The 19,693-nt window shown below is 56.6% G+C and carries 14 protein-coding genes; 5 read left to right on the top strand and 9 right to left on the bottom strand.

What is annotated here, in order from left to right; genetic code table 11:
- Positions 1-98: 98 nt before the first annotated feature.
- The 3 genes from fumC (at position 99) to DBV39_RS00805 (ending at position 4,862) form a co-directional block, all read left to right on the top strand.
- Positions 99-1,514, top strand: a complete 1,416-nt coding sequence (gene fumC / locus DBV39_RS00815; protein ID WP_108619937.1) for a class II fumarate hydratase — start codon at positions 99-101, stop codon at positions 1,512-1,514.
- A gap of 332 nt (positions 1,515-1,846) precedes the next feature.
- The gene (locus DBV39_RS00810; RefSeq protein ID WP_322348733.1) at positions 1,847-3,322 is read left to right on the top strand and encodes an NAD-dependent malic enzyme; all 1,476 of its coding nucleotides are present in this window, start codon (positions 1,847-1,849) and stop codon (positions 3,320-3,322) included.
- 232 nt (positions 3,323-3,554) lie between these two features.
- The gene (locus DBV39_RS00805; protein WP_108619936.1) at positions 3,555-4,862 is read left to right on the top strand and encodes a threonine/serine exporter family protein; all 1,308 of its coding nucleotides are present in this window, start codon (positions 3,555-3,557) and stop codon (positions 4,860-4,862) included.
- A gap of 84 nt (positions 4,863-4,946) precedes the next feature.
- Here the strand turns inward: DBV39_RS00805 and DBV39_RS00800 are convergent, their stop codons facing one another.
- Positions 4,947-6,014 (bottom strand): DUF6817 domain-containing protein, encoded by a 1,068-nt coding sequence (locus DBV39_RS00800; protein ID WP_227870744.1) that lies wholly within the window; start codon positions 6,012-6,014, stop codon positions 4,947-4,949.
- A 1,206-nt stretch (positions 6,015-7,220) separates the two neighbouring features.
- Here DBV39_RS00800 and DBV39_RS00795 point away from each other — a divergent pair.
- Positions 7,221-8,159 (top strand): hypothetical protein, encoded by a 939-nt coding sequence (locus DBV39_RS00795; protein WP_108619935.1) that lies wholly within the window; start codon positions 7,221-7,223, stop codon positions 8,157-8,159.
- Here the strand turns inward: DBV39_RS00795 and DBV39_RS19320 are convergent.
- From DBV39_RS19320 to DBV39_RS20185, 8 genes are all read right to left on the bottom strand, one after another.
- On the bottom strand, positions 8,152-8,502 hold the full coding sequence (locus tag DBV39_RS19320; protein ID WP_159078708.1) for a hypothetical protein: 351 nt from the start codon (positions 8,500-8,502) through the stop codon (positions 8,152-8,154). The two genes, DBV39_RS00795 and DBV39_RS19320, sit on opposite strands and share 8 nt — an antisense overlap.
- A 335-nt stretch (positions 8,503-8,837) precedes the next feature.
- Complete coding sequence (locus DBV39_RS00780; RefSeq protein WP_159078707.1) at positions 8,838-9,344, bottom strand: TAXI family TRAP transporter solute-binding subunit; 507 nt, start codon at positions 9,342-9,344, stop codon at positions 8,838-8,840.
- Positions 9,287-10,003: a TAXI family TRAP transporter solute-binding subunit gene (locus DBV39_RS00775; protein ID WP_108619931.1), complete on the bottom strand. Its 717-nt coding sequence runs from the start codon at positions 10,001-10,003 to the stop codon at positions 9,287-9,289. Before DBV39_RS00775 ends, DBV39_RS00780 begins: the two co-directional genes overlap by 58 nt.
- A 300-nt stretch (positions 10,004-10,303) precedes the next feature.
- Positions 10,304-11,506, bottom strand: a complete 1,203-nt coding sequence (locus DBV39_RS00770) for a GGDEF domain-containing protein (protein ID WP_108619930.1) — start codon at positions 11,504-11,506, stop codon at positions 10,304-10,306.
- Positions 11,507-11,918: 412 nt separating this feature from the next.
- A complete protein-coding gene (locus DBV39_RS00765; protein WP_159078706.1) occupies positions 11,919-14,969 on the bottom strand; it encodes an EAL domain-containing protein in 3,051 nt (1,016 codons plus the stop codon).
- Positions 14,970-16,146: 1,177 nt separating this feature from the next.
- Entirely contained in the window at positions 16,147-17,490 is a 1,344-nt protein-coding gene (gene gdhA / locus DBV39_RS00760; RefSeq protein WP_108619928.1) for an NADP-specific glutamate dehydrogenase, read from the bottom strand.
- Between the two features lie 156 nt (positions 17,491-17,646).
- Positions 17,647-17,847 carry a hypothetical protein gene (locus DBV39_RS00755; RefSeq protein ID WP_108619927.1) on the bottom strand — a complete coding sequence of 67 codons (201 nt, stop codon included), beginning with the start codon at positions 17,845-17,847 and terminating at the stop codon, positions 17,647-17,649.
- Positions 17,848-18,126: 279 nt separating this feature from the next.
- Positions 18,127-18,252, bottom strand: a complete 126-nt coding sequence (locus DBV39_RS20185) for a hypothetical protein (protein ID WP_265416023.1) — start codon at positions 18,250-18,252, stop codon at positions 18,127-18,129.
- Positions 18,253-18,300: 48 nt separating this feature from the next.
- On the opposite strand from DBV39_RS20185, the gene DBV39_RS00750 reads away from it, so the two are divergent.
- Positions 18,301-19,356: an SLAC1 anion channel family protein gene (locus DBV39_RS00750; RefSeq protein ID WP_108619926.1), complete on the top strand. Its 1,056-nt coding sequence runs from the start codon at positions 18,301-18,303 to the stop codon at positions 19,354-19,356.
- Positions 19,357-19,693 lie beyond the last annotated feature (337 nt).

The raw sequence follows: 19,693 nt of genomic DNA, 5'->3' as shown, positions 1-19,693 counted from the left end.
CAGTGAGTCAGTGCAGTGAGCCAGATAGCCCGGCATGCGCGACAGCCCCAACCGCCCTACCCGATACAGCAACACGTTTTTCCGATAGAGGAATCATCATGACAGGTGTACGAAAAGAATCCGATAGTCTCGGCGTGGTCGAAGTCCCCGAGGACAAACTCTGGGGAGCCCAGACACAACGTTCGCTCGAACATTTCAGCATTGGCAAGGACTTGATGCCTCGGGAAATGATTACCGCCTACGCCACGCTCAAGAAGGCTGCTGCCAATGTGAACCATGCCAGCGGTCGTCTTGGCGACACGCAGCATGACCTGATCAACCAGGTCTGCGACGAGATCCTGAATGGCCAGCACCATGACATGTTCCCGCTACACGTCTGGATGACCGGTAGCGGCACCCAGTTCAACATGAACGTCAACGAGGTGATCTCCAATCGTTGCTGCCAGCTTGCTGGCACCGCACTGGGCAGCAAGACCCCGGTGCACCCAAACGATCACGTCAACATGTCGCAGTCGTCTAACGACTCGTTTCCGTCTGCAATGTATATTGCCGCAGCGGTCAACACCACGCAAAGACTGATCCCCGGCGTTCAAGGTCTGCGCGATGCCATGCACGCAAAAGCCGAGGCATGGAAGGACATCGTCAAGATTGGTCGCACGCACATGCAGGACGCCACACCGCTCACGCTGGGTCAGGAGTGGTCTGGATATGTCGGCATGCTCGACGATGGCATGGAAAGAATCACAGACTCGCTCAAGAGTGTGTATCACCTTGCACTAGGCGGCACGGCAGTGGGCACCGGGATCAACGCGGCACCCGGATTCGACGCAGCTGTGGCGAGTGAAATTGCCAGGTTGACCGGCCTTCCGTTCATCACGGCACCCAACAAGTTCACCGTTCAGGGCTCGCATGATGCATTGGTTCACCTGTCAGGTGCGCTGCGCACCATGGCGGCATCGCTTTTCAAGATCGGTAACGACATCCGCCTGCTGTCATGCGGACCCAGAGCAGGCTTTGCAGAATTACATATTCCGGAGAACGAGCCGGGCTCATCGATCATGCCGGGCAAAGTCAATCCGACCCAGGCCGAAGCGCTCACCATGCTGGCCGCACAAGTCATGGCAAACGATGTCGCAGTGGGATTTGGGGGTGCGAGCGGCTACCTCGAGATGAACGTGTACAAGCCACTCATGATTTACAACATCGCGCACTCGATCACGTTGCTGACAGACGGTTGCCAGAATTTCCGCAAGTATCTGGTTGAAGGGACAGAGCCCAATCACAAGAAGATTGCCGAGTACGTCGAACGCTCGCTCATGCTGGTCACCGCGCTCGCGCCGGTCATTGGCTATGACAAGGCATCCCAGATCGCACACCATGCCATGGATCACGACATGACACTCAAGGCGGCCGCACTGGATCTGGGATTTGTATCTGAAGAGGAGTTTGACCAGGTTGTGGACCCATCCAAGATGGTGCACCCCTACGTGGCTCACGCCGATCAACCCAGATAAGAAACCGCAAGCCAGAGAACCAGCTCTAGAAGCCCGATACACAGACAGACAGGCGGGGTTGCCGTCTGGCACACCCGCCTGGCTGCATGCACACCCATCGCACAGCTCGCGGCCTCGTAGCAAGTCAAGCTTTCAAATCACGTTTCATTACAACCCAATCGCTCATTCAGGAGTCATTTCATGTCGAACAGTCCTTCAGCCAGTGGCTATACCCTGTTGCATGACCCCGTTCAGAACCGTGGCACCGCATTTAGCCAGCAGGCCCGTCAGCAGTCCGGTCTGGAAGGACTATTGCCCCCGGCGTCGACACACTCGAACTGCAAATCGCACGCGTGCACACCCAACTTGACATGCTCGACAACGACCTGCAGCGTTATCTGTTCCTCATGGATCTGCAAAGTCGCAATCAGACGCTGTTCTATGCTGTGCTGATGTCTGATCCAGCACGTTTCATGCCGCTGGTCTACACCCCTACAGTCGGTGAAGCCTGCCAGAAGTTCGATCACATCTTTCGTAGTGCACACGGCCTTTACCTGCCCATTACAGCCAAAGGACGGGTCAAGGAGTTGCTGGCGAACTGGCCCCAGAAGGATGTCAGGTTCATTGTCGTGACCGACGGCGAACGCATTCTCGGACTCGGTGACCTGGGTGTAGGTGGAATGGGCATCCCGATCGGCAAACTGGCGCTCTATACGGCAGTCGCTGGCGTGCCACCTGAGCTGACCCTCCCGATCACGCTCGATGTTGGCACCAACAATCACACGTTGCTCGAAGACCCCCTGTACCTCGGGCTGCAGCAACCCAGAGTGCGGGGCGAGGAATACGACGCGTTCATTGAAGAGTTCGTCGATGCGGTCCAGACGATGTACCCCAGTAGCTGCATCCAGTGGGAAGACTTTGCAAACTTCAACGCTGTGCCGATCCTGGCGCGATACAAGGACAAGATCTGCACCTACAACGATGATATCCAGGGAACCGCTGGCGTCGCACTGGCCGGTATCTACGGTGCATTGCGGATTTCCGGACAGAAACTCACTGACCAGACCTTCCTGTTCATGGGTGCCGGGTCGGCTGCCACCGGCATTGCCGAACTGATCAGTCAGGCGATGGTGATGGAAGGGCTGACCATCGAGCAAGCGCGCGCTCGCAACTGGCTGTTCGATATCAATGGTCTGGTCGAGAGCAGCCGCACCGATCTCGCGGACTTCCAGAAACCGTTTGCACACGACAGCAAGCCCTGCAATTCTTTTGTCGATGCCATCAACATGATCAAACCGCAAGGCATCGTCGGGGTCAGCACAGTTCCCAAGCTCTTCAATCAGCCGGTGATCGAAGCCATGTCGGCTGTTAATGAGCGGCCCATCATCTTTCCGTACTCCAATCCGACCTCACGCTCGGAGTGCACTGCAGAAGAGGCCTACAAATGGTCCAGAGGCAAGGCGATATTTGCCAGTGGAAGCCCTTTTCAGCCGGTCAGTTACATGGGTCAAACGTTCGTGCCCGGCCAGGGCAACAACGTGTACATCTTCCCGGCCATGGGCATGGCAGTGCTGGCAACCGACGCCAGGCGCGTGACAGAACAGATGTTCATCGTCGCCGCCAAAGCGGTTGCTGAACAGGTCAACCAGGCCGAGCTCGATACAGGTCTGATCTACCCGCCTCAGTCCCAGATACTGGATGCCTCACTGCATACGGCGGCCCGTATTGCCGAGTACATATTCGAGCAAGATCTGGCTCGGGTCGAGAAACCGGCTGATATCGAGGCTCATATCAGAAACATGGCCTACAAGCCGGTTTATACCAACTGATCGACCAGGGCTGTGGATTGCTTGCGGCAATCCACCCGGCAATGACACCAACGGGGGGCAGCGAAACAGTCACCGTCACCCCTCCGTTGACACCGTACCGAAAAAAGCGGTCAAGTTTGATCGCGCGGCATGGTGTACTTGGTCTGGTCATTCGGTTTGGTTACTTCCTTCACGGTTTCGCGCCCTAAAACCGACATATCCCGACTCAAGAAGATTCAGGCATAGCAGACGCATGAGCACGACACCCATCGAGATCATCCACCAGGTCATCACCCTGCTCATGGCCAACGGTCAGACCACACACCGCGTGATTCAGGACACCACGCGACTGGCCACTGCATACGGCCTGCAAATCCAGATGGTGCCACAGTGGGAAGGGATTGCCTGCCAGATCGTGCCCATCGACAAGGAGCCATCCGAACAACCAGGCGGCAAAGTGGCTGGCATGCTTTCGAAGCAGGTGACCACCGAGCTCGTGGTGGTTCGACCAGTCGGGGTCGACATGAACAAGGTTTCCCGAACGCTGGGTTACATCAACCGGATCTGCAAGGATGCACAACGGCTGAGCCCTGAACACCTCGGGCGTGCGCTTGAGGATTTGCAGGCCATTGCCCATCTGCCACCAGCCAGTCATCTGCGGTTCATTCTGATGGCGGGGTTAGGCGCCAGTGCACTGGGCATTATCTTCGGAGTTTCTGACCTGAGCACCCTGCTCCTTATTTTCATGGCAGCCACCCTCGGCGCAGGGGTTCGCCGTCTGCTGGCCGCCCGCTCTTGCAATCTGTACGTGCAGCCTCTGGTCGCGGCGCTGATCGCTGGACTGACCGGTGGCCTGGCCCAGCACTTTCTCTCGGACGCAGGACTACAGTTTGTGGAGATCGCACCTTGCATGATCCTGGTTCCTGGCGCACATATCCTGAACGCATCCCTTGACCTCGTGCGAGGCCGTCTCGGACTCGGGTTGCACCGGCTAACCTACAGCGCCATGATTCTGCTGGCGGTTTGCACTGGCCTGTTGCTGGGCTTGTCTGTGACTGGCGGGTCGCTGGCCTCTGACGGGTCATTGGCCAGCACGCCGTTGTGGCTCGACATTCTGGCCGCAGGGGTCGCAGTCGCTGCCTTCGCGGCCTTTTTCTCGTTGCCCTGGACGATCGCATCCGTACCGGTCATCGTCGGGATGATTGCTCATGGCAGTCGCTGGTGGGTACTGGACCTTGGTGGTGGTGTGGTCGCAGGCGCACTGATCGCCTGCATTATCGCAGGCTCGGTGCAGACGTTTCTTTCGCGTCGTCTGAACTTGCCATTTGCCGCGCTCGCCTTCGCCTCAGTCGTCTCGTTGATGCCCGGAATATTTGTGTTCAGGTTCGCAGATGGTTTGATCAATATCTATGTGCAAGGGGCAGCAACCCCGTTGCCGGTCCTCGCACAATCTGCCGCCGACGGCACAGCCGCTCTCCTGATCGTGCTGGTCATGACACTCGGACTCATTATTCCCAAGATGCTGATTGAAGGGCTGTTACTGGACGCTCACGAAAAGTGACCGGAAAAGTGAAACCACCCCATCGCGATAGCGCTTCGTTACATCACCAACAGGCACGCCTGAGCGGGCCCGTTGTCTTGGGGATCAGAATTTCAGTGCCACATTATTTAGCTTGTTGAGTTGCTGCGGCCAGGTGCGATTCCGGGCTGATTGTTCAAGTATGCGGCCCCACGAGACCCAGGCGTCCCACCCAACGCGCTTGTCCCAGGAATTGCCCCACTCAGCCGTACGTTGCAAACCAGTCGTAGCTGCCTGGAGTGCCGGCTCAAAATGACCGGCAGTCAGGTGCAGTTGCGCCAGCAGAAAGTACGGTTCGGCCACCCAGGGGTTGTTCTCTATGCACTGTTCAAGCACATCGATGGTTGCCTCGGGCGACACCATGGGTTGCTGCTGCTGAATCACTGACCAGTACAACGCAGTCGCCGCAGCTTCCTTGCGTCGGTCAAGCGCGTGCTGACAGCCGTCAAACACGAGCGGCACCGGGAGCAAATCTTTGATTGCCGGATGTTGCAGACACTGCCCCAGAAGCGAAACCTGACTGATCCGGTAGGTCGTAGGTCGCATCGGACCTGGCCACAGCCCCGCCACCCAGTGAGTCGCGGCACTCTGCGCCTCGTAATCCGGATACCCGGAATAGATATCGTCCTGCCAGCTGTACCACTGCTCACAGATATCAGCCATGGTCACGATCGCAAATGCAGCCACGTCGCGCGCTTCAAGCGTAACTGGTCCGTCAGACGAGTCGAGCGCCAGACTGCCGTCACCCCGAATCTCGTTATTAAACAGTGCCCGCACCAGATCCACACGGGCAATCACGCAGTAGAGGTAGATCAATCGCTCGGCAGATTCACCGACCAGGTCCCGGACGCGCCCGCGCTCAGAGGCCGGATCGAACTTCATGATGTCGACCTGGGCATTGCCGTAGACGCTGTGAAGCAATCCAAGCAGACGGACATCGTCTGGTTGATTCCAGAGAGACAGACTGCGCGCCACACCCACCAGATGGTGTTTGAAAGTGCCCGCCTTGTGCCAGTCCTGTCCGACGCCACGCCCGAGCACGATCGGCATCACGGGTGCGAGCACCGGATCCTGAGCAATCCATTCATCATCCAGAAAGCTGATTGCCCTGGAGAGCAGGTCATCCTGTTTCACGTGTACTTCCTCTATCGCGAGTGGGTAATTGGGTACAGACTGCAGCGGCACTGAGTACGCTTGACCGGGTCGCTGTTCTGCATGGACTGCCTAGCGTAGCCAACAATATCACCCTGAACAAGCGATCTGGCAGGAACGGACACAAACGGGCAACCACGGATTCGGGCGGACCGCTTTGTCCAGGCGGCTTGCCGCTTACCTTGGATCAACGCCCAGGAGCGAAGGCACGCAGAATGCTCACAACAGGCTCACAGGTGTTGCAAAAAAGACACGTCATTGGCTCGGGCCAGATCTGGCCTGAACATACATCTCCCGGCCTCGAGTGCCCCTCTGAATACCCCCGAAAATTCGTTACATCGCTGGATCACCGAGCTGGAACTGACCGTCCACAAGAAGGCCTCTGCCGTGCTCCGGCTCCGTTCGTGGGTCGGTCAGGCCACGGGTCAAACAGACTGACCGCATCAGGAAACCGCAACGGCCAGCAGCGTAGACCAGCGCAGCCACCTCGCACGCAGTCGTGTCGGCGTAAGGGCAATAGAAACACGCCCTTCGATGTGTAGTTTGCCGTCTGAGCGAAGCGCTGGGGATGACGCGCTGGCGGCACCCATCAATACCTGGGGCACGCAGCAGGCGCAGCGGTCTCGGGTGATTCTGGATGAAGATCATCCGGGACAGAAGCCTGACGAAACAGGCTTTTGTCCCACTCCAGGTCGCGGAATCAGTAGATTGTGAAAGACAAAAGCTGACCGAATAAAACCAGACGCCCGGGGGAGGTGCAACCAGTCATACATGCATCCTGCACACTGTTGAGGTGAGTAGTCCTGCATCGGCCTGTTATCCGGGTGATTAGCCCGCCGTTCACAGAACGTTGTTAACTGAGCACCATGAACCGCTCTGTATCTTAGAAAAACTTTGAGATAGGGTCCGATTTTATTTATACTGCTTCTGATGATCAGTGATTGATCAATGATTGGTTACTCAACATCCAGACCTGGTTTGCAGTGTACTGACAATTTAGCTTCAGGTTCGGTCATTTGAGGCCTGCCCGGGATTCACGATCAGTCAACAAGCGGCGCTTGCTGTCGGCTCACCACTGAGGTTTCCAGAATGCCCGGCATCAACCAGAAAGATGAAGTTTGCCGCGTTCTTGCTGCATCAGTCGTATGTATAACTCCACATCGTATTTAGCCTAACAAGAGGATCACCATGATCGGGCAATCCAAATCTGCGAGATCAGCACTGAACAAAATCGTGACGTCGAGCGCTCTGGGCCTGGCGATCGGTGCCGGTGCGTTCTCCCATGCTGCTGCACAGACAGCAGCATCCACTTCCACCACTCAAACGCCAGTCGTTCAGATTACCGAAGATCAGGAACGTGATCTGCGCTCGGCAATGTCGCAGGTCAACACGATTTCTCCCCTGACACTGGAACGACTCTACTACCCGTCACTGGGTGCTGGCATTCCATCAGGCTTTGGTGCCAACTGGGGTGACGTGATGGTGGGTGTCGCCTATTCAGGCAGCGACAACCTGCGCAGTGAAGATGACGGTAGCATGTCTTTCACAGCCGGTTTGCTGGACTCGCGCAAATTCGTCGGTCTCGAAGTCTCGGCCAACATGTTGTCGATGCGCAACTTTGGTGACAACTGGAGCTTCGATGCAAAGGTTCACCGCATGCTGTACGAGGGTGATCGCGGATATCTGTCGGTCGCACTGGGCCGCAATAACTTTGCCTGCAGTGGAAGCGATGCCTGCAGCTCGACCTGGCCCACCAAAGGCGGTCTGGCACCCGATGTTGCAAGCAACTACCTCGTCCTGAGCGGCTTGACTCCAGTCAAGAACCCGTTTGGTTCTGGCACGGTCCCTCTGAATGTGTCGCTGGGCGTCGGTAATGGCAACTTTTCCAATGACATGGATTCCGGTGCGCAATACAGTGTTTTTGGTGACATTGGCATCCAGTTGCACGACCAGTTTGGCACCAGTATCGGCTGGAGTGGCAAAGGGCTGAACGCCAACCTGTCCTTCGTTCCGGTCAGAAGTTTTCCGCTGGTTATGAACGTGCTGTTTGCCGACATCACCAATCGCACACCTGCCGGTTTCAACGTGATTGTGACCGCCGGTATGCCGTTCAATTTCCTCAGATAAGCGCAAGCTCGGAGAGAATCATGTCTGCTCGTAAAACGCAATTTATCAGCGCCGCGTCAAGTGCTTTGCTGGCCCTCGCCGTATCGGGATCGGCACTGGCTGGAGGAACATCGGCTGGCGGCGCAAGCGGTGCCACCATTTCTGGCTCATCCAGCACTCCCAGTGCTTCCATGAGCTTCTTTTCCGGGTCTTTGACTACCGGTGGTGGAACAGGTAGTACTGGTGGCTTTGGTGGCGGTACAGGCAGCCCCACCATCCCGACTCCGCCGTCACTTTCGGGGATTCTGGGCGGGTTTGCACCGGGAACCCAGGTCACGCTGCAAGGACCCAGTGGCAGTTTCATAGTGACTGTTGGCGATTCGGGTGCGATTGACAGTGTCACGCCTTCAAGCAATTAGAACAGCGTTGCCTGGCCCCCTCTGACCCGTCCAGCATTCGTTCGGGATCTGGCCTGGAATACGAAATACCCCATGAGCTCCAAAGAGATCATGGGGTATTTTTCTGCGATGTGCACCTTCAGCTGACTGGCCGGGACCAGGATTTTTGTCAGTGCAGGCTGCGGCGCTGATCAACCGGGGTTTGGAGCTGTTCGCACCAGACTGTCAAAACATCTGACCGGCGACGATGTCATGTGGTGTGCACATACCCGAATCACCGCCATATTTACTTACCAGTTGCTTACCAGTTGCTCGTCCCTGCATCCATGCCAGCGGCGGTCAACGCACCTGCACGCGTCTTCATCCAGTCCTGCTCAAACTCCGCCGCATTGGCGTGCTTGCGGCTCTTGACGTCCTGCCAGGCTTTGGCGAGCACTTCCTGACGTTTGATCAGCATGTCATTGTTCTTCTGATCCTCATCCGTCCACATACCCTTGGACTTGAAGAACTCAATTGCGCCCTCGTGATACGGAACCACCCATGAAAGGCTCTGACGGTCCATGGCCCAACCCACGTTTCCGGGAGCAGCATCCTTGTACTCGTCAAACGTCTCGTCCATTGCATTGAGCATTTTATTGACCAGCGACGCATCGGTGGATGCGTTGGTCATCAGAACGGGGTAAGGATAGGAAGCAGACTCGGCGGGCTTCTCCGGGCTCAGGTCGGCGCCTTCCGTACCCATGGCGGGGATCATGTACGGGGCAGCAGCCTGCAGACGCTTCCATCCCTCGACATCACCTTTGGGCATTTCAAGGTAGACCATGCCCCGGGGGACTTGGCCACTTCGTAGGCCTTTCCGGAAATGGAAGACGTGAATGCTGCGTCAACACGGTTGCCGACTACGCCGTCCATAGAAGCGCCAAACCCGCCAAAATCGACTTTTTCGACGTCATCCCAGGTCAGCCCGCCAAATGCCAGAATGCCTGTCACAGCAGCGTTGACCGACGGTGCAGCAATCACCCATGACACACGCTTGCCTTTAAGGTCAGCCGGTGTCTTGATGCCCGCGTCCGCTGCAGCAATCACGGTCAGAATCTGGTCCGAGTTGTTCAGCAAGACCGCTCTGACGGGCTGAGGACCCCACATTGCCTTGCCAAACTCGTCCATTCCTTCCTGCGCCATGTAAGTGCCCGCAATGCCGGTCGCGGCAAACTGCACCTGACCTTGTCTGAGCGGCAGCGAACGTGACGCGTCATTCTTGCCTGGAATCACCCGCAGGTTAACGCCATACTTCTGCTTGAGCGCGTTGCCAATCGCAATTGCCTGGTTATAACCACCGGAACCCACGTCATACGCGCTCCAGGCCAGTGTGCTTGGCAGGTCCAGTGTATTCTCCTGTGCAACAGCGCTGGTTGCCAGCAGCGAGCTGGCCAGTGCCAGCCCTGCAATTCCAAGACTTTTCTTCATTATCCACTTCTCCTTGATACATTAACTCCGCCGATGCGGAGCAAAGCAAAACCAGTGTGCACGTCCTTGCGATCGACGCATTGAAAGACCCGGCCGTCCGCAAAGATCTCAGAAGGCGAACGGATAACGTGACGACCGTAGTAAAGAAACGCACGCAGTAAAGAAACGCCCGCCACTTTCAAGTATGGCTTATATATATCGGAATAAACATCCTGCAGCAAGCGAGGTTATCAGATAGGTGAGGCACTCAAACCTCGACTGCCGCCCCATTGTGTCGACAGCAGTCCCCCCCGGTATCGATCAGGTACTGAAAGTTGGTGAACTGCCAGACCCAGGTGTCGACATTCGCGTCAAGTCCTTGACGACCCCCGGGTGAACAATGACCTGATTGCGACCTGCCTGCTTGGCTTCAAACAGTAACTCATCGACAAATGGCAACCCCTGTCGCAACAAGACGTCTCCCTTGAAGCAGGCCAACCCCATGCTCACCGTGCAGGTGATGCGAATACGCGAACTGCCAAATGGCGTTTGTTCAAATGCAAGTTGCAGGCGGTGTGCGATCGTCTGCGCATCACTGATTCCGGTGTCAGGCATGACCACCACGAACTCCTCTCCACCGACGCGGGCCAGCAGATCCGACGCACGCATCGTGGCGCGGATCACATCAGCAGCCTGCACAAGCACCTGATCGCCCATCGCATGCCCGTGCGTATCATTGATCCGCTTGAAGAAATCCATGTCAATCACAATCACGGAGTAACACTGAACACCTTTGAGCCGCTCCCCCACTTTGATAGACAGCCCGCGACGGTTATGCAACCCGGTCAGAAAGTCGATCTCGCTCAGTTCGCGCTCAAGCAACAGACGGCGGTGCATGACGGACATCATGAGCGACATGGCGACGACCGACAGGAAGACCGTGAAGGTGATCTGGGTCACCACCCAGTATGTCGACAGGTCAACCCCGTACTCGTTGCCCTTGTAGTCAATCATCCACATAAGGCGAGGCAGCATGGTCAGTGCAAATAGCAGCAGCGAATACCACAACAGCCTGTCGGCCCAGAACCCCGCTCTGAGCCGTCGTGACAGCCACACAACATGAAGAAAGAGAAGAGAAGCTGCCATATGCAGCGTAGCCGTCACATACAGACTGGATGCGCCCGAGTAAGCGAAGTAAACCCGCAAACAGATCGCCACGACAACCAGCACCAGGGCAGCACGCCATGGATAGGATTTGTCCGAAATGGACGCCAGCGCTGCGCAGAACATCAGCACAGCAGCCAGATAGATGACGGCACTGAGCCCGACATTGAGCGGACGTGGCAGTGCAGGAGGCCACACTTGAAGCACCATCGCCAGGCTATAAGCCAGGTAGCTCACACCGAAGCAGATCATTTCATGTCTGCGGCTATATCCAATTCTGGACATCGCAATCAGCCCCCCTGCGACGACGGCGATGACAATCGGATGGCTCATGGCAAGATACAAGCCGGCTTCAGGCATAGGCTGGCCTCACTTGCAGCAAGCACCTGGTACGCGGGGCGGACTCAAACAGGCAGAAAATCACGATAAACATCTTGACACACAACAGTGGAAGAAAAAGTCTGGACAAGGCTGAATTCCATTACCTCCAGCCCCCGGAAGCGCTCGCGTAAAGCAAGACCATGAACCCATGGATCGTCAAGACCAGTCCGAAGAAACCATTCCACTCATTGAGGCATACTCACTGGGTCCACACAGCAATCCTGCCCTGTGCCATACGGGACGGTGCCTGGATCAAACGGAGATCGCAGACAAAGCGCCCGAAAACATAAAGCAGTCGAAAGGTCAGACGTTAACACTTGCTCGAGGACCTGAGAATTCACTCAGGAAATGTATGCCTCTGGAACACATGCTTCAGGTACGGGCCGGGCACTCACCTGCCCAGGTCATTGCGGATGAGATCAAGCAGACTGTCGGGATCGAGCGGCAGCGCAAGCATACGTTCAATATCGCCGTCGCTTAGTGCATCGACCAGCGACTCGCGAACGCTGACATCGGCCACGAGCACACGTCGGGTCTGCGGATGCAGATGCCGTACACGCCCGAACAGATCGATGATCCGGGACCGTGTCTGTTCACCTGACGAGGGCTGAATACAGATCAGGGCGTCTACCGGACTGGTGGCAAGCTGAGCCATCGCGTCGGCCGTGCTGTGGGCCTGCAGAACCCGGAAATGGGTCTGATAGAACAACATCTCGAGTGTCTTGTGTGACACTGATTCGGCTCCGATCAGCAACACCGAGCGCGCCTGACTGGGCTGTGCGGCATCAGGCAAGACCTGATAGCCACTTGCAGCGAGCAGACTGGCCAGCACCGTCTCCAGGGGCAGAGGCTTGGCGAACAGGTAACCCTGGAATTGTGTGAACCGAAGGCGCTTGAGGAAGGCAAACTGGCGCTCAGTCTCCACTCCCTCGACAATCACCGTCAGCTTGAGCAGCCCGGCCACTGCCAGCACTGCTCTGGCAATGGCGGCATCGGCCGGATCCTCCACAATATCGTTAACGAATGACCGGTCGAGCTTGATCTTGTGAATAGGCAGTCGCTTGAGGTAGTTCAGGCTGGAGTAGCCCGTCCCGAAATCATCGAGCGCAATCCGCACACCCAGCGCCCCGAGTTCTCGCAGCTTCTCGATTGCACTCGCAAAGTCGTCAAGCAGCATGCTCTCGGTAATCTCGATTTCAAGCCACCGGGCCGGAATGTTGTGACGCTTCAGTACATCCGTGACCCGCTCCACAAAATCCGTCCTGCGAAACACCAGCGTGGAAATATTGACAGCAACGTAGATGTCATGTGGCAACCCCTGATTCATGCGGGTGGCAGCACGCGCTGCACAATCGAGGGCCCATTGAGTGAGTTCCACGATCTGTCCAGACTCCTCCGCCATCGGAATGAACCGGTTTGGCGGGATGAAACCGTGACTGGGGTGATACCAGCGCATCAGCGCTTCGTAGCCGACGATGGCACCGGTCCACCCGTCAACGACTGGCTGATAATGGAGTGTGAGCTGGTTGTCTTGCACCGCATTTTGCAGGTCAGTCGAGATCGACATGCGCTCAGACACCGCAGCACCCAGATCTCCGGTGTAATGACACCATGTGTCACGTCCGAGCTTGCGGGCTTCGAGCATGGCCAGATCGGCCTGCCGCAACAGCGAGCCGGCATCGATTGCATTCGGAATACTGGACGCAATACCGATAACCGAACTGACGCGCAACAGATGCGGCTCGACCCTCACTGGCTCAGCAACAGCATGGACCAGGTCTGCGGCGAGTGTATCGAGCTCAGTGCGCGACAGCCCGAGCACACAAATTGCAAAGTGCCCGCCGTCAATCCTTGCCACCATCGACGTGTGTGGCACCCGCTCCCGGACCTTGGCTGCTGTCGCACGCAACAGCCCATCGCCCACGGCATGACCAATCGAGTCATTGATCAGTCGCAACCCCTCCATCGACAACAACAGCAAGGATACGGGTCGCTCGCAATGCCGGTGCTCCTGACAGTAGCCCTCCAGGTACTGTTCGAGCATCTGGCGGTTAGGCAGTTCGGTGATGACATCATGTAATGCCCGGTGCTGCACCTGTCTGGCGCGCGCATTGGCGATGTATGCCAGCCTCTGGCTATTGTTTACAATGAAGGTGAACACCAGTCCCAGACCCAGAAATACAAGCGCAAACGGGTTTTGCATGCTCAGAGGTTCGGACGGGTTGATCCAGTAACGCACCTGATAATTCTCGCCAGAGAGTTCAAACGACGTACTCGCCAGGTAAATCTTCAAGTCAGTCTCGTCAGCACCAGTCGTGCTGCCCGACCCTGTGCCCGCCTGCGTGCCCAGGTCCTGTTGTGAGCTCCGGGTTTTCTGGAAAACAGGAATTCCCTCACTGAGTACTTCCAGGCAGCATGGCACCTGACGCAGATGAAACGCCCGCTCGACCAGTTTGGGCACATCCAGTGTGGTCAGGACGATCCCGCCCCAATCTTTGTCATTGCCCCAGCCGGCGGCTACGAACCCGACCCGGTCCGGATCCGGAGAAAGGTGCGGCGTGATCAGGTCAACTCGCCCCTCGTCACGGATCTGGGCAAGCATCTGTGACGGCGCATCCTCGCTGACCAGGTGACGCATATCCTCGTACCCTTGCGTACTGTCTGGCCTGCCGTGGACGAGATCAAGATTCGCATCGAGTGCAACAATGGTGCTGGCATGGGGCATGTCCCGCAGATAGCTGAGGAACTCCAGATCGATGTAAGAAAGAGAAGGTGGATGATCCAGACTGTTCCAGCGCTCGGCCATCCTGGAGAACACCGCGATCGACTCCTTCAGGGAGTCATTGAGGGTCTCGGCAATTTCTTCGACCCGGGTCTCGACCATGCGCTGGGTCTGTCTGGACTCTTGCGCCACCAGCCAGTAGGCCCCACCGATACTGAAGAGCGTGCCCAGCACAGTCATCACGATGCTGGCACGATCCGGCCAGGCATACAGCAGCAACCTTCTGGCGTCCCCAAGCACCCACACAGAGCATATGGCGACCCAGACAATCACGTAGCCCAGCACCTCAAAACTCAGCCAGTGGCTTTGCCACAAGGAAAGTCCCCGACCTGCCACCAGGGTCAGCACAGTCATCAGCGCAGCCAGTACCGCAAGCGGCCGGGCAAACTCAGGGCGCAACTGTGCTATCACCAATGAAAGCGAGGCACCCAGTAACGCAATCGAGACTTGCGGTGCCACAAATCGATACGGCGCCAGCGGTTCACCCAGGTCCCGCAAGCCTAACAGACCGAACAATCCCAGCCAGCCGGCAGCCACACTACTGACCAGCAGGATGACGCGAGCCTGATGGCGCACGGTCAAATCCCAGTCGCCCGTCACCTGAGTCGATTTGTCGACTCGGGTGTCAAGGCCAGAAGAAAGACGTTTGTTTGTGGGCATGGCGGATACGCAAACACTCCTGCAAGACTCGGCAAGACGGCACGTGGCGCCTTGCCTGGCGATGATCAAATGAATAGTGGTCCCGAGATCCAGAGGATGAGAGAGCAGGAGAAGCTGCATCGCCCGGTGCCTGGAACAGTCGGATCACCAGAAAATTGAGAGAGATCCGCCTGACATCTCGTCGTATATGAGCAAGGTTCAGAGCAAGGGGAAACAGAGACTGGGGACACGTCAGATTCCGCTTCACGCCACAGATCTGCGGCCCGCTCTCGAACTCAGCCTGCGCTCAAACGATCCGGCGGTTAGCAAGGAAAGAACTCACAGAACACGAATCGGGAAAGTGCCATGAAAATGCCGGGAAAGTACGTAAGTCGAACCGGCAAGCCTGCGGCACCGAATAAAACTACCCACCGCATGAAACTACCATTTGAAGCTACTGACTGACTCTCACATTATGACAGTCATGATACGGGTCGGCGTGCTTGAAATTCAGTTATTGTGCACTGCATCATAGCAAATCAGAGCTATGTCATTGATATAAATAATGATTGATATGCAAAAAAAACAACACTATATTAACGGTACCTTGATGATATAAAAATGATATTGATCAAGTATTACGCAACCACCCCTGCTGACATCTGCGAGAATCGTGCGGGACTCGCCAGCTTGAAGATGAAGCCAGGTTTGAGCCCGACTGACAACACAGGATATCGAACGTAATCCGCCCGGCTTCTGCTCAGTCCGTGGAGATCTGGCGAAGGTACTGATGTAACAGAAAAATCGGCTCACACTCCCGAAAAGCTATCCCAGCATCCTTGGCATCCTTTTCAGAAAACCCGTCCACCGCCGCAAGTGCGCAGGTGCGCAATTGCACAAGTGCACAAGTGCACAGACTTGGAAATGTACGGTCGAGAAAGCGTGCGATCGAGAAAATGCCCGGATATGAGCAGGTGGAGGCGGGAACCGCTACAACCTGAGAACACGTGCACACCGCGGGTGACAGCACCGGAGTTGGTTGCAGATTATTCGGTGCCAGGATCTGGCACTGATTGCGGGCGAAGCACGCGCTCCCTGATGGTGCAAGCCATTGAAGCTGCTCGCCTTCAATCAAATACGGGGCGCGATCCGAACTGGATTGCGCCCCGCACTGAACACCTGTCAGGCGACAAAAGAATCAGACCACGCCCTGGGCCAGCATCGCGTCTGCCACCTTCACAAAGCCGGCAATGTTGGCCCCGTCCACATAACTGATGCGGCCATCCGGGCGCTCGCCATACTGGATGCAGGCACTATGGATACCTTGCATGATCTGCAGCAGACGGGTATCGACTTCGTCTCGTGGCCACGGCATGCGCACAGCATTCTGGCTCATTTCCAGACCGGACGTCGCCACACCCCCCGCATTGCTGGCCTTGCCGGGTGCGAACAGCACGTCATTCTCTTCAAAGACGCGAACTGCCGCCATCGAAGAAGGCATGTTGGCACCTTCTGCCACACACACAACACCGTTGGCGACCAGCGTACGGGCATCCTGCTCGTCCAGCTCGTTCTGGGTAGCACAAGGCAGCGCCACATCCACCGGCACATACCAGGGACGCTTGTCCTTCTCAAACTGAGCGCCAATACGCGTGGCGTAGTCACTGACCCGGCCGTAGAGGTCGTTTTTGATTTCCATCAGAATGGCCAGCTTTTCACGGGTGAAACCATCCTCATCAACCACTGTTCCACTGGAGTCGGAAACCGTGACGACCTTGCCACCGAGCGCCATGACTTTCTCGATCGCGTACTGGGCGACATTACCGGATCCCGAGACGCTCACACGCAGACCTTCAAATGACCGGCCCCGGGTCTTGAGCATCTCTTCAGCAAAGTAGACTGTTCCGTAGCCTGTTGCTTCGGGACGGATCAAGGATCCCCCAAAGCTCAGACCCTTGCCGGTGAAGACGCAATCAGAACGGTTACTGAGTTTCTTGTACATACCAGCCATGAAGCCCACTTCACGACCACCCACGCCGATATCGCCGGCAGGCACGTCCGTGGAAGCACCGATGTGGCGATAGAGCTCGGTGACAAACGCCTGACAGAAGCGCATCACCTCGCCTTTGCTTTTGCCCTTCGGATCAAAATCCGAGCCACCCTTGCCGCCGCCCATGGGCAACGTGGTCAGTGCATTCTTGAATGTCTGCTCAAACCCCAGAAACTTCAGGATCGACAAGTTCACCGAAGGATGAAACCGCAGGCCACCTTTGTACGGACCGATCGCAGAGCTGTGCTGAATCCGGTAACCACGGTTGACCTGAACGTCACCGTGATCGTCGATCCATGACACCCGGAACATCACCACACGCTCGGGCTCTACCAGACGCTCAAGCAGACCCTGATCGGCGTAATGCGGGTTCTTCTTGATGAAAGGCCAAAGACTGTCAATAACCTCCGTAACGGCCTGAATGAACTCAGGCTGCCCGGGATTGCGCTGGGCGACATACTGAAGAAACTCCTGTTCGGAGTCATATTTCATCCTGTTTCTCCTGAAGGCGAGATCAATTTCTGGAACGGTGCAGATTTTTACACATCCGGGCACCAGATCAGGGCCGAAGTCACTAATTTTGCAATAAAACGGTCAAATTCGCTTCGTTTAAGGGCTTGTTGCTCTATTTTGGTGCAAAACATCGCTTTATGAACAAGCCCGTTCCCCTAAATCCAGATCTGGATCAACCCATATCAATGCATCCCTCACATCTGGTCCAGGTAGCGTATCAGACAGGACATCAAGCCCCACCACCCCCGCCTGGATTGCCTCCTTCTCCTGCCAGCAACACCCCCCCAGAAGGATCTGCGACTCCAGCAGGCCCGTGCCCGGCAGGAAAATAGGCAAACAAACCTGCAGGCAAGTTGCGTCACGGGGTTAGTCCGCCTTGCACTGGTCCACTTTCCTCGGGCTCTTTCGTGCCGGCGCCTCTTCTCCCGTACTTACTCAACTGCACCCGTGCAGCGCCCCGCGCTTGAGGGGCTACGAACCATCGATATCCCCATGCCAACGACTGGCCTGTACACGTTCAGTCCCCTTCCATCACAACTGTGCATAGAAACACTCAGCCCAATGGATAGTTTCAATTCTTTTGTTATATTTATTTATATATTATAATAAATTTATCTACTTGGTAGTACCTGACCAGCCATAGCCGGCATTGAGTGCCAGGGCAATGTCTAGCCACGGCCAGGCGGCCAGAATCATGTTGCACAAGTGCGTTGATGGTCCCGCAGGTACTGCCAGCGACATCACAGACAAGCCTGAACAAGGTTTGCTTCATGACATTCGAGGAACCCCATGAGCACCGATCCGAACCGCACCAGTCAGTCTGTTTACACAGGTCAGGACAATGCCGGGCGTCATATACTGGCTGACAGCACACTGGTTCACTTTCCGGTCAATCTTTTTGCATCCGTGATGGGATTCGCGGGGCTGACACTGGCATGGATGGCCGCAGGGCAGATCGGCGTTGCGGGTGCTGATGCGATCGGCGCGGTCCTCAGGGTGTTCACGACAGTGTTGTTTCTCGGGCTTGTTCTGGCGTACACCTTCAAAACTGCGTGGTACTTCCCAGCCGTCCGGGCCGAGTTCGAGCACCCTGTCAAACTCAATTTTTTTGCGACGATTCCGATTGGCGCAATCCTGCTGGCCCAACTCTGGTTACCTGCCTACGATGGCATTGCCCGTTTTCTGTGGGCGACAGGCACGATCGGGATGCTTGTGAGCACACTGGCCACTGTGAACAGCTGGCTGCATCAGGAGCGGTTTCAACCGGGTCACGTCAACCCCGCGTGGTTCATCCCGGTGGTGGGTAACATGCTGATCCCGGTTGCCGGGGTACCACTGGGCTACGTGGAGCTGAGCTGGTTCTTCTTCAGCACGGGCTTCGTGTTCTGGATGATCATGATGACCATCGTCATCGCACGTCTGATCTTTCACAAGCCACTGGCTTCCCGACTGCAGCCGACACTCTTTATCTTGCTGGCACCGCCAGCAGTCGGATTTCTGGCACTGCATGCTCTGGAAACCAATGGACTGACAACATTGACACGGGTGCTCTTCTACACAGGGCTGTTCATTGGTTTGCTGCTGGCAAGCAACCTCACCCGATTCATGCGCCTGCCATTCTTTGTCTCGGGATGGGCTTACGCGTTTCCGGTGGCAGCACTCACGCTCGCAGCGATCCGGATGTTTACGCTGACTCAGTACGCAGGTCTGGCTATCCTCTCGGTCGGACTGCTGGCCGCCCTCTCTTTCCTCGTCGCCGTACTCACCGTCAAGACCATCAAGGCCGGACTCGGCGGAGATCTGTTTGGACCTGAACCCGCGCCTGAACCCGCGCAGCAGAGATGAGCCCGATGAGACCCCCCGCTGGCCCAGACAATGAGCGAAGTCCTGGCCGGGAGAACTTTACGTGCGGCAAGGGATGCAAGCTGTTTCTGGTGCTCATGGTCGCCCTGCTCGCTCTGGTCTGGTTAATGTACGAGCCGAACCCCACCTCTGCGAACATGTGTCACGTGTATGGATGACAGAAGTTCGGCTCAGAAGTGGGCTGATATGGAAGGAGCCGACATGGAAGGGGCTGACGCTCGACCTGGTACGGCAACCCGCCGCGACACTGAGCCAGAACAAAAGGCCGCACTGCCACGCAGAATAACTTGGGAGAACGTAGCGCAACGCACGGACACCG

The organism is Orrella marina, assembly GCF_003058465.1.
Lineage (GTDB): Bacteria > Pseudomonadota > Gammaproteobacteria > Burkholderiales > Burkholderiaceae_B > Algicoccus > Algicoccus marinus.
The sequence above is the reverse complement of the archived record's forward strand: the minus strand, read 5'-3'. Positions and strand labels throughout refer to the sequence as shown.